Below are 11,329 nucleotides of genomic sequence, written 5' to 3' on the forward strand. Positions count from 1 at the left end.
CGCAATTGATGGATTCATGCGGTCTCGGTGACCGGGGGACAGCGCGCTCTGGGGAGGCGTCGTGGACGACTACGCGGGTCGGGTGCTTGCCGACCGCTACCGCCTTCCGCTGCCCCCGTCCGATGCCTTCGAGCTGGTCGAGACGCGGGCCTTCGACACATACAGCGGTCAGGAAGTCCTGGTACGGCAGGTGCCGTTGCCGGAGGTCGTGGACGCGGAGGTGCTCGACGCCGACGGTCTGACCTCGGCCAGGCGTGCCACCGGGCGCACGGCCCGGCGGCCCACGGATCCCGCGGTCCGGCGGGCGATCGAGGCCGCACAGGCGGCCGCCCAGGTGCCCGACCATCCGCGTCTGGACCAGGTCTTCGACGTGTTCGCCGAGGCGGGATCGCTCTGGATAGTGAGCGAACTGGTCGCCGCCCGGTCGCTCGCCGCGCTTCTCGCCGAGCGGCCCCTCAATCCCTACCGGGCCGCTGAGATCGGCTCCGACGTACTCACGGCGCTGCGGGTGCTGCACGCCCACGGCTGGACGCACCGCAACATCACGGTCCGCACGGTGCTGGTCTGTGACGACGGCCGCGTCGTGCTGACGGGGCTCGCGGCGGGCGCCGCCGAGGAGGCGCTGTGCGGATACGTTCCGGCGCCCCAACCGGATCCGGACGAGGAGAACGCCTACGGCCCGCCGGCGGTCGAATCGGGCCCCACCGGCCCGTACGAGCCCCCGGCTGCGGAGTCCGCCCCGTACGAGCCCCCGGGCGTGGAGTCCGCCCCGTACGAGCCCCCGGGCGTGGAGCCCGGCCCGTACGAGCCCCCGGCCGTCGGGTCAGGCCCGTACGAACCCCAGGCGTCGCTCGAACCGGATGCCGCCCCGCCCGCACCCGAGGCCCTGCCCGCCCCCCGGACGTCCACCGACGGAGTGCCGGTCCCCGGTGCCGAGATCGAGGTCGCGCCACCCGCCGCCCTGCCCGTGGTGGAGCCCGGGGCGGGGAGCGCGGCGCAGCTGCGCGCAGCCCGCGCCGGAGCCATCGCCGCCTACCGTGCGGGCGCCCGTGCGGCGGCCCGCGCCGGCGAGGACCGGAAGCACGAGGAACACGACCGCGACGACGGCCCGGACACGGACGAGCGCGAGGAGCCCACAGCCTCTCCCGTCGCACCTCCCGCCCCCGGTCCACCGCAGCTGACCGGCACCTGGGGCCGGGCGGCCGACGACCCGTACACCTACGCGTACGACGACGAGGACGACGAGGACGACGACGAGGACCCCGGTCCCACGCCCCCCGGCCGGCGTGTCCACCTCGCCGGCACGTGGGACGACGGCCCCGGCTCCGGCCGCCCCGTGCCCGCGGGCGGCTCCGGAGGATCGGGCGGCTCCGGGGAGGACGCGTTGCGCGCCGACGCCCGGCGCCTCGGCAGCGGGCCCGTGGAGCGCCAGGACCGGCTGCCGCAGCCGGCGGCCGCCCGTACACCCGCCGGTGGGTGGGACGAGGTCGTCGCCGGAAGCGGCACCACCCCCGCCTACCGGGGCCCCGCCACGCCCCTCGCCGCCGAACGTGCCCGGCAGGCCCGGATCGCCGTGGTCGGCGCCGTCACCGAGCGGTGGGCGCCCGAGCAGGCGGGACCGGTCCACGACAACTGGCAGCTCGCCCCGCCCATCGGCCCCTCCACCGACCTGTGGGCGCTCGGCGCGCTGCTCTACCGCGCCGTGCAGGGCCACGCGCCGTATCCGGAGGAGAACGCCGCCGAGCTCGTCCAGATGGTCTGCGGCGAACCGCCCGCCTTCGCGGAGGAGTGCGGCCCCCTGCGGCCCGTCGTGGAGTCACTGCTGCGCCAGGACCCCACGGAGCGCCCCGACTTCGAGGAGCTGCGCGGCTGGCTGCGCTCCCTCGTGCGCTCGGCCCCTGAGCCCGAGGCAGGCGCCGACATCGTCGCACTGCCGCCCGCCGACGCCACCCGCCTTCCGGTCGTACGCCGCCGGGGCGAGCTGGTCCGCCGCCGTCGGGGCCGCGGGGGCGTGGCGCACGGCCGGCACCGCCAGGGAAAGCCGCAGCGCCGCGAGAAGCAGCAGACTTACGAGCAGCCGCAGGTGCACGAGAAGCCGGCGCGCGCGCCCCGCGAACCCAAGGGGCCCAAGGTGCTGCGCCAGCCGCCGCCCGGCGGCCGGCCGCCGCGACGGCTGGGGCGGCTGCTGCTGGTGCTGGTCCTGCTGGTGATGGCTGCCGCCGTGGCCTACGCCATGCTGTTCATGCCCGAGTCGGGACCGGGGACAGGCGCGGGGGCCTCGCCCTCGGACTCCGCCGCACCGGGCCCCGGCAACAGCCCGTCCGACGGCGCGACGGCATCCGGCGGGCCGTCCGAATCGGCTTCGTCGGGCTCGTCGGGCTCGTCGGGCTCGGAGAAGCCGCAGACCAGCCGCTCCGCCGCCGCTCTCGCGCCGGGCTACGAGCTGCGCAAGGACCCCGAAGCGTTCGAGGTCGGGGTGCCGAAGGGCTGGCAGCGCGGTGCGTCCGGGACCAACCGTCAGGTCCGTTACGGCAGCGACGGGTTCACCGTGCTCGTCGTGCCGGGACGGGACACCGTCAAGGCCAACGGGAGCGACCCGCTGGACTACCAGCGGACGGCGGAACCCGAGCTGAAGCCCTTCCGGGAGTCCAGCTGGGCGACGTCCACGGGTCTTCGCCGTGTCGACATCGGGCGACAGGCCATGGCGGAGGGGCAGTTCACCTGGCAGGAGAGCGACGGCCGTCAGGTGTACGTCCGTAACCTCGCCATGATCGTGGACGGCAGGTACCACATCGTCCAGGTCATCGGCCCGGAGAACGAGCGGGACAAGGTGTCCGAGATCTACGAACAGGCCATATCCACCTACCGTGCGGGCTCCTGACAACGCGACAGCGGCACGCGAGAAGCATCACAGTGCGGTCTCGTGGGCGATGTGAGGTTTCGTGGTACGGCCTCCCGTCCGTACCCTGTCGTCCCAAGGAACGGGGCGAACACACGTGGAACACGCGCAGGGTACGAACGCGGGAATCGTGCTGGCCGGACGGTACCGGCTGGGTGAGGTCCTCGGCCGGGGCGGCATGGGCAAGGTGTGGCGCGCCCAGGACGAAGTGCTCCACCGGACGGTCGCCGTCAAGGAGTTGACCGCCGGACTGTACGTCGCCGAGGCGGACCGGGCCGTGCTGCACGCCCGCACGCAGAAGGAGGCGCGCGCGGCGGCCCGGATCACGCACCCGGGGGTCGTCACCGTCCACGACGTCATCGAGTACGACAACCGCCCCTGGATCGTCATGCAGTACGTCGACGGGCCCTCGCTCGCCGACGCGACGAAGGAGTCGGGCGAGGTCGATCCGCGCGAGGCGGCCAGGATCGGGCTCTACGTGCTGAGCGCCCTGCGGGCCGCCCACAGCGCCGGTGTCCTGCACCGGGACGTGAAGCCGGGCAACGTCCTGCTGGCCCGGGACGGCCAGGTCCTGCTGACCGACTTCGGGATCGCCGCGATCGAGGGCGACTCCACCATCACCAGAACCGGTGAACTGGTGGGTTCCATCGACTATCTGGCACCCGAGCGGGTGCGCGGCGGCGACCCGGGCCCCGCGTCCGACCTCTGGTCGCTGGGTGCCACGCTCTACGCGGCCGTCGAGGGAAGTTCGCCCTTCCGCCGCACGTCCCCCATCTCCACCATGCAGGCCGTCGTCACGGAGGAGCCGCCCCCGCCGCTGCGCGGCGGTGCGCTGGCGCCCGTGATCACCGCCCTGCTGCGCAAGGACCCCGCGGACCGCCCGACGGCCGAGGAGACCGAGCGCATGCTCCTGGACGCGATGGAGGGGCGGAAGCCGCGTGCCGCGCAGGCGCACGTGCCGACTCAGCGGGTCTCCGAGGACGATCTGCGGGCCTTCTCCGCCCCGGACGGTTCCACCGCGCAGCTCTCCCAGCCCCTGCCCCCGCCGGCCGCGCCCCCGTACAACCCGCCGCCCGCCACCCGGCGTGGCCGGGGCCGGTGGCGCACCGTCCTGCTGGTCGTGGTGGCGGCCGCCCTGATCGGCGGTGCGGCGGGCCTGATCGCGATGAAGGGGCAGGGGAGCGGCGGCGGCACGGCCGGAGGCGCGAAGGAGCGGACCACCGCCGGTCCGGCTCCCACCCCCACCCCCTCCGAGGACTCCTCCGGCAAGGGGGAGGAGACCGCCCCGCCGGAGATACCCGACGGCTGGAAGAAGATCACCGCCCCCGAGGGCTTCAGCCTCGCCGTGCCCGAAGGCTGGGAACGGCAGACGGACAGCGAGCAGATCGACTACTCCCCGGACAACGGCGCGCACAGCGTGCGCATCAGCCTCGATCCGGATCCCGACTTCGGTAACTCCTACGCGCACATGCAGAGCATCGAGAACGACCTGTCCGTACGCCTGCCGGACTACGAGCGGCTGGTCCTCGAGGAGAACGTCTTCCGCGACCGGCCGGGATCCCGCTGGGAGTTCACCTGGGTCGAGTCCAAGGACCAGCCTGGCCCGCGCCACGGCATCGACCAGATGTACTTCGCCGAGGCGGGCGGGCCGGAGTACGCGCTCTACATGACCGGGCCCGAGGAGGACCAGGCCGAGGACCAGGAGCGCTTCGAGACGATGCTGCGAAGCTGGGAACCGCCGGAGCAGACGGACTGAGGGCCGGATTCACGATTTCTGACACCCGATCCCCCGAACGGCGGCGGATCGCCCCTGATCAGCAGTTATGCCGCCAGTGATCACTGGCTGTATGGCCGGGCGAGGAAGAAGTCCCTGGCGGGGTTGGTGAAACCTGTTACCCACGGGTACCCAAAGTGGGCGGGTGGACATACTCTCGCCCTCATGACGGACTCGCAGGCATCCACGACCACCTCCGCCGCCTCCGGCACCCGCGTCGGTACCAATCCGGTGGCCGCGGCCCCGGCGGGCGCGCGCACCGCCGCCGACGTGGTCACACCCGAGGTGATCGCGCAGCTGACCCGTGACGTCGTCGGTTCCGGCCGCACGGCCAACCACAGCCCCTTCACCGGGGAGAAGCTGGCCGACCTGCCCGAATCCACCCCCGAGGACGTCGCGTCCGCCTTCGACCGGGCCGGGGCCGCCCAGCCCGCCTGGGCCGCGACGCCCGTCCGGGCCAGGGCCGCCGTGCTGCTCCGCTTCCACGACCTGGTCCTGCAGCGACAGTCCGAGGTCCTCGACCTCATCCAGCTGGAGACGGGCAAGGCCCGGCTGCACGCCCACGAGGAAGTGCAGGCCGTCGCCGTCTCGGCCCGGCACTACGGGCGCAGGGCCGCCTCCTACCTCAAGCCGAAGCGGCACACCGGGGTCGTCCCCACGCTCACCAAAGTCACCGAACTGCGCCAGCCGCGCGGGGTCATCGGCCAGATCGTCCCCTGGAACTACCCGCTGGCACTCTCCGTCGGCGACGCGCTCCCCGCCTTCGTCTCCGGCAACGCCGTCGTGATGAAGCCCGACACGGAGACCGCGCTGACCGCGCTGTGGGCCCGTGACCTGCTGATCGAGGCCGGACTGCCCGCCGAGGTGTTCCAGGTCGTCATCGGCGAGGGACCCGTCGTCGGACCCGAGGTCGTCAGCCGTGCCGACTACGTCTCCTTCACCGGCTCCACCCGGACCGGCCGTGAGGTCGCCCGGGGCGCCGCCGCCCGGCTCGTCGGCGTATCCCTCGAACTCGGCGGCAAGAACGCCATGCTCGTCCTGGAGGACGCCGACGTGGAGAAGGCCGCCGCGGGCGCCGTCCGCGCCTGCTTCTCCTCCGCGGGGCAGCTCTGCATCTCCATCGAGCGGCTGTACGTCCACGAGTCGGTCGCCGACGAGTTCGTGGAGCGCTTCGCGGCCCGCACGAAGGCCATGCGGCTCGGTAACTCCCTCGCGTACGGCGCCGACATGGGCTCCCTCGCCGGCGAGCGACAGATGGAGACGGTCAGCCGGCATGTGGCCGAAGCCGTCGAGAAGGGCGCCACGCTCGTCGCGGGAGGCGTCGCCCGCCCCGACATCGGCCCGCTGTTCTACGAGCCGACGATCCTCGACGGTGTCGAGGCACCCATGGCCGTCTGCGGCGAGGAGACCTTCGGCCCGGTCGTCTCGATCTACCGCTTCGGCGACGACGACGAGGCCGTGTCCCTCGCCAACGCCACCCCGTACGGCCTCAACGCCAGTGTCTGGACGAAGAGCGCCGGACGCGGGCACCGCGTCGCCGCGCGGCTGCGGACCGGCACGGTCAACATCAACGAGGGGTACGCACCCGCGTACGGCAGTGTCCAGTCGCCCATGGGCGGCATGAAGGACTCCGGCCTCGGCCGGCGGCACGGCTCCGAGGGCATCCTGAAGTACACCGAGGCCCAGACGGTCGCCCAGCAGCGGCTGATGCCCCTCGCGCCGGCCTTCGGGATGGACGACGAGAAGTACGCCGCCTTCATGAGCCGCAGCCTCAAGGCGATGAAGGCCTTCCGGCTGCGCTGACCCCTCTCGACCCGCCCTTTACCTGTCCTTTTCGTACGGAGGAGAGCCATGTCCCAGGACAGCCCTGCCCAGAACCAGGCCGGCCCGGCCGTGCCGGCGGCGGACGACGACGCGTACGACTACGACGTCCTCGTCGTCGGCTCGGGCTTCGGCGGCGCGGTCTCGGCCCTGCGGCTGAGTGAGAAGGGATACCGGGTCGGCGTCCTGGAGGCGGGCCGCCGCTTCACGCGCGCGACGCTGCCCAAGAACTCCTGGGACATCAAGAACTACCTGTGGGCCCCCGCGCTCGGCCTGTTCGGCATCCAGCGGGTGCATCTGCTGGGCAAGGTGATGGTGCTGGCCGGCGCGGGTGTCGGCGGCGGCTCCCTCAACTACGCCAACACCCTGTACGTGCCGCCCGCGCCGTTCTTCGAGGACCGCCAGTGGGCGGACATCACCGACTGGAAGGCCGAGCTGGCGCCGTACTACGACCAGGCGCAGCGGATGCTCGGGGTGCGGCTCAACCCGACCATGACCCCGGCGGACGTCCACCTGAAGTCAGTGGCCGAGACCATGGGCGTCGGCGACACCTTCCATCTCGCCCCGGTCGGCGTCTTCTTCGGCGACGGCAAGGACGCCGACGGCACGGCGCACACGAAGCCCGGCGGGGAGACCGCCGACCCCTACTTCGGCGGCGCGGGCCCCGCGCGCAAGGGCTGTTCCCAGTGCGGCGAATGCATGACGGGCTGCCGTCACGGCGCGAAGAACACACTCAACGAGAACTACCTGTACCTCGCGGAGAAGGCCGGTGCCGTCATCCACCCGATGACGTCCGTCGTCGCGGTCACGGACGGCCCTGACGGCGGCCACCGCGTGTCGACCGTCCCCACGAACCGGCGCCGCAAGGCCGCGCCGTCCGTGCTGCGGGCCCGGAAGGTGGTCATAGCCGCGGGCACGTACGGCACCCAGACCCTGTTGCACACGATGAAGGACGAAGGGCTGCTGCCCCGGCTCTCGTCCCGGCTCGGCGAGCTGACCCGCACCAACTCCGAGGGTCTGGTGGGGGCGCAGACCAGCGACCGCCGCTACCGCAGGAAGCACGGCACCGAAAAGGCCGACTTCACCCAGGGCGTCGCCATCACCTCGTCGATCCACCCCGACGAGAACACCCACATCGAACCGGTGCGTTACGGCAAGGGCTCCAACGCCATGGGCGCGCTGACCATCCTCCAGGTGCCCTACAGCACCCACCGGGTGCTGAGCTGGTTCGGCAACGTGGCCAGACACCCGTGGCTCCTGATGCGCTCGCTGTCCAACCGGCGCTGGTCGGAGCGGACCATCATCGGGCTCGTCATGCAGTCGCTGGACAACTCGCTGACCGCGTACCGCAAGCCCGGCGGCCTCGGCAAGGGCCTGCTCACCGCCCGGCAGGGCCACGGCTCGCCCAACCCGACCCAGATAGCCGAGGCAACCCAGGGTGCGACGCTGCTCGCCCAGGAGATCAACGGCTTCGCCGGTTCGAACGTCGGCGAGCTGATGGGCACCCCGCTCACCGCGCACTTCCTCGGCGGCTGCCCGATCGGCGCGAGCCCGGAGGAGGGCGTCATCGACCCGTACCACCGGCTGTACGGGCACCCGGGCATCTCCGTGGTCGACGGCTCCTCGGTCTCCGCCAACCTGGGCGTCAACCCGTCGCTGACCATCACGGCGCAGGCGGAGCGCGCGATGTCCTTCTGGCCCAACAAGGGCGAGCCGGATCCGCGTCCGGCGCAGGACACGGCGTACGAACGGCTCGCCGCCGTCGAGCCGAAGGCGCCCGCCGTGCCTGAGGAGGCGTTCGGCGCGCTGAAGCTGCCGTTCCTGGGGATGCCGACGGTGCCGCCGAAGAAGACCGCGTCGGACGCCTGAACCCAACTGCCCCGCAGGAACGCGAGGGAACGCCAAGGGGGGCTGCACCGCCCTCCGAGTGCAGCCCCTCACGGTCCTACGGGCGAGGCGCCCTACGCGGCGGCGTCACCGTTCCTGCGGCGCCGCAGGACGAACATCGCACCGGCACCCAGCACAGGAATGAACGGGCCTGCCGTTGTGGGGCACGGAACGAGCCGGTGTGTTCGCCATGCGCGACCTGTGAAGTGGACTGACTTTTGTCCCCGGCTTCACAGAATCTTTATGTGGTGCCCGCCACATCCGCACACCGTGCTCAATCCGTGATCTTGGCCGGAGCAACTGTTCGTACCGCTGCGCGGTCGAACCCGTACTGCGTCACAGCAGTCACACAGCTCCGCCGATCCCCAGAGGTTCGCGATGACACGTCTTTCCCCGAGAACAGCGCTGCGCCGTACGGCAGGCGGCATCGCCGCCGCCGGGCTGCTCGCCGCCGGTTCGCTCGCCGTCGCCGCCCCCGCGCAGGCCGACGGCCCGGTCTTCACGCTCGGCGGCCCCGCCGAAACGGCCCTCCACCCCTATCCGGACAGCGGGAGCCCGCAGAGGTCCTCGCTCGGACTCACCGTCCACAACCCGGACCCGGACGAGGAGAGCATGGGTTACGAGGGCGAGGTGACCTACACCCTGGACCTCAGCGGCATCGCAGGCGTCGCACAGCTCTCCCCGGCCGAGGACACGGGATCCGACTGCGAGATCACCGGTGCCACAGCCGTCTGCCACGACTACGGCGTCTACGCGGGCCTCAGCTCCATCGCCGACTTCGACCTCGCCGCGGCCAAGGGCAGCGAGGACGGTGCGTCCGGCACCATCGAGGTGACCGGCTCGGCCGACGGGGTCACCTTCACCCCCTTCTCGGCGAAGGTGACCGTCGGCGGCCCCGACCTGGTCATGAAGCAGCTCCCCTTCGAGCAGGAGCTGAAGCCGGGCGACGTACAGCCCGCGCCGGTCACCTTCACCAACAAGGGCACCACGGCCGCCGACGGCGTCCTGCTGACCCTGATGTACTCGCGCGGGCTGGACATCCCCGAGCGCTACTCCAACTGCGAGTACAACGGGGACGCCGGGGAAGAGCCGTTCGACGGCTTCGTCTGGGCCACCGCCCTGTGCTCGTTCGAAGGCTCCTACGAACCGGCCGCCACGTACACCCTGGCGGACCCGCTGTCCGTCGAGGCCACCGAGCGCGCGTTCTACGACACCCTCATCTACCGCATCAACGAGGACAGCTCCGCACAGCGCTCCGCACAGCGCGCCGCCGCGTCCTTCGCCCGGGGCACGGGCCCCGAACTGAGCCTCAGGAAGGTCACGTCCTCCGCCCGGAGCGCGGACCTCGACCCCTGGGACAACCAGCAGGAGGCCGACTTCCGTACGGAGAACACCGCGAACTTCGTCGCGGTGGGCGGCAAGGCCGAAGGCGCCGTCGGAGAGACCGTCACGGCGGACATCGGCTTCCGTAACGACGGGCCGGCCTGGATCGGCTACATCCGGTCCGGCGAGCCTGTCGCGTCCTTCGACTTCACCGTCCCCGAGGGCGCCGAGGTCACCGGCAAGCCGGAGTCCTGCCGGGGCGTGACGGCGGAGGGCAAGTACCGCGAGGACCAGAAGAGCGCGGCGCCCCGCTATGTCTGCAACACCACCATGACCGTGCGCGACGGCGCGGAGGCCTCGCTGCCGTTCGAGCTGAAGATCACCGAGCTGGTGCCGAACGCCGAGGGCGCCGTCCGGATCCGCTCCACCTGGCTGAGCGACCCCGAGCTGCCCTTCGACCCGAAGCCCGCCGACAACACCGCGCGCCTCGTGCTCAACGACGACGGCTCCGGCTCGGAGGACACGGGCGGCACCTCGGACGGCACCACCGGAACGGGCGGTGCCACGGAGGGTTCCGCCGGGGGTGACACAGAGGGCCGGGACTCGCAGACGTCCGGCACCCCGGGCACGTCGTCCGGTGCGGGATCGAGCGGGAGCACGGGAACATCCGGCTCCGCGTCGCCCGGCACGGGCGGCGGCCTCGCCTCCACCGGCTCGGTCGCGCTGATGGCCTCCGGTGCGGCGGTGATCGCCCTGGCCGCCGGCGGCGTGCTGTACGCGACGAACCGGCGCCGCGCCCGGCAGGTCTGAGACCGCCGTTCACGACGGTTCCGTAGGCGGCCGGTCCCGGGCGTCCCCGGAACCGGCCGCAGATGGGGTGACCGGGTTGCTGTCCCCTGCCGCCCGGTCACACGCGCCGGGTCGTGGTCCCACGGCGTACCTGAGGTACGCCACACGTCCCGGCGGAGCCACGCGTGGATTCCTACCGCTGCCGCCCCTGGCTGGCACGGACACACGGATCAACGAAGCGGCCCGGGCCCCGGTCACGCGCCGTACGGGTGAGACCGGGCCCGAACGCGGGTGCGGCCGTACAGCCTTCCCGTACGTCACACCCGGCCGCGGCACAGCTCCAGCAGCGTCATGGCGAGTGCCGTGCCCGGCCTTCCCAGGGCGTCGCTGTAGTGGCTGAGGACGTCCATCTCGCGGGAGAGGTTCACCCGGCGGCCCCCGGACGTGATCCTGGCCTCCTGGATGACCGCCGAGACGGCCATCCGTTCCTGGACGAGACCGATGATCCGGTCGTCCAGCGCGTCGATGCGCGTCCGGGCGCCCCCGATCAGGGACGCGGCCTCGTCGGTGTGCGCGCCGGTGCGCTCGGCGGCCGTCTTCGTGGGTGCGGTGCTGGTCATCTGTGACTCCCGGTGGGCTGAGGCCCCCGGAGCCACAGGCCCGGAACGCCAGAACGCCCCGGGCCTGTCGGCCCGGGGCGCCTGGAGAAGTTGCTCGTCAGTTGCTCAAGCAGCACGACCATGGCAGCCGGCGGGCCGGGTGCCATAGGTAAAGACGAAGGTCGTGTGCTGACGCATGAGGGCAAGTATGGCCCCCGCCCCCGGCCGGGTCCACGC

The 11,329-nt window shown here is 72.3% G+C and carries 6 protein-coding genes; 5 read left to right on the forward strand and 1 reads right to left on the reverse strand.

Features of this window, described 5'->3' with window-relative positions; translation table 11 throughout:
* Nucleotides 1-61 precede the first annotated feature (61 nt).
* The 5 genes from ACIREO_RS10750 (at nucleotide 62) to ACIREO_RS10770 (ending at nucleotide 10,514) form a co-directional block, all read left to right on the forward strand.
* The gene (locus tag ACIREO_RS10750) at nucleotides 62-2,881 is read left to right on the forward strand and encodes a protein kinase (RefSeq protein WP_404107302.1); all 2,820 of its coding nucleotides are present in this window, start codon (nucleotides 62-64) and stop codon (nucleotides 2,879-2,881) included.
* Nucleotides 2,882-2,996: 115 nt separating this feature from the next.
* Entirely contained in the window at nucleotides 2,997-4,655 is a 1,659-nt protein-coding gene (locus ACIREO_RS10755; RefSeq protein ID WP_404107304.1) for a protein kinase, read from the forward strand.
* A 183-nt stretch (nucleotides 4,656-4,838) separates the two neighbouring features.
* On the forward strand, nucleotides 4,839-6,476 hold the full coding sequence (locus tag ACIREO_RS10760) for a succinic semialdehyde dehydrogenase (protein ID WP_404107306.1): 1,638 nt from the start codon (nucleotides 4,839-4,841) through the stop codon (nucleotides 6,474-6,476).
* Between the two features lie 48 nt (nucleotides 6,477-6,524).
* Complete coding sequence (locus ACIREO_RS10765; protein WP_404107308.1) at nucleotides 6,525-8,363, forward strand: GMC oxidoreductase; 1,839 nt, start codon at nucleotides 6,525-6,527, stop codon at nucleotides 8,361-8,363.
* Between the two features lie 396 nt (nucleotides 8,364-8,759).
* Complete coding sequence (locus ACIREO_RS10770) at nucleotides 8,760-10,514, forward strand: peptidase (RefSeq protein ID WP_404107310.1); 1,755 nt, start codon at nucleotides 8,760-8,762, stop codon at nucleotides 10,512-10,514.
* 296 nt (nucleotides 10,515-10,810) lie between these two features.
* Here the strand turns inward: ACIREO_RS10770 and ACIREO_RS10775 are convergent, their stop codons facing one another.
* Complete coding sequence (locus ACIREO_RS10775) at nucleotides 10,811-11,113, reverse strand: chorismate mutase (RefSeq protein WP_404107311.1); 303 nt, start codon at nucleotides 11,111-11,113, stop codon at nucleotides 10,811-10,813.
* Nucleotides 11,114-11,329 lie beyond the last annotated feature (216 nt).

Origin of the sequence: Streptomyces sp. NPDC102441 (assembly GCF_044765585.1) — a bacterium.
Lineage (GTDB): Bacteria > Actinomycetota > Actinomycetes > Streptomycetales > Streptomycetaceae > Streptomyces.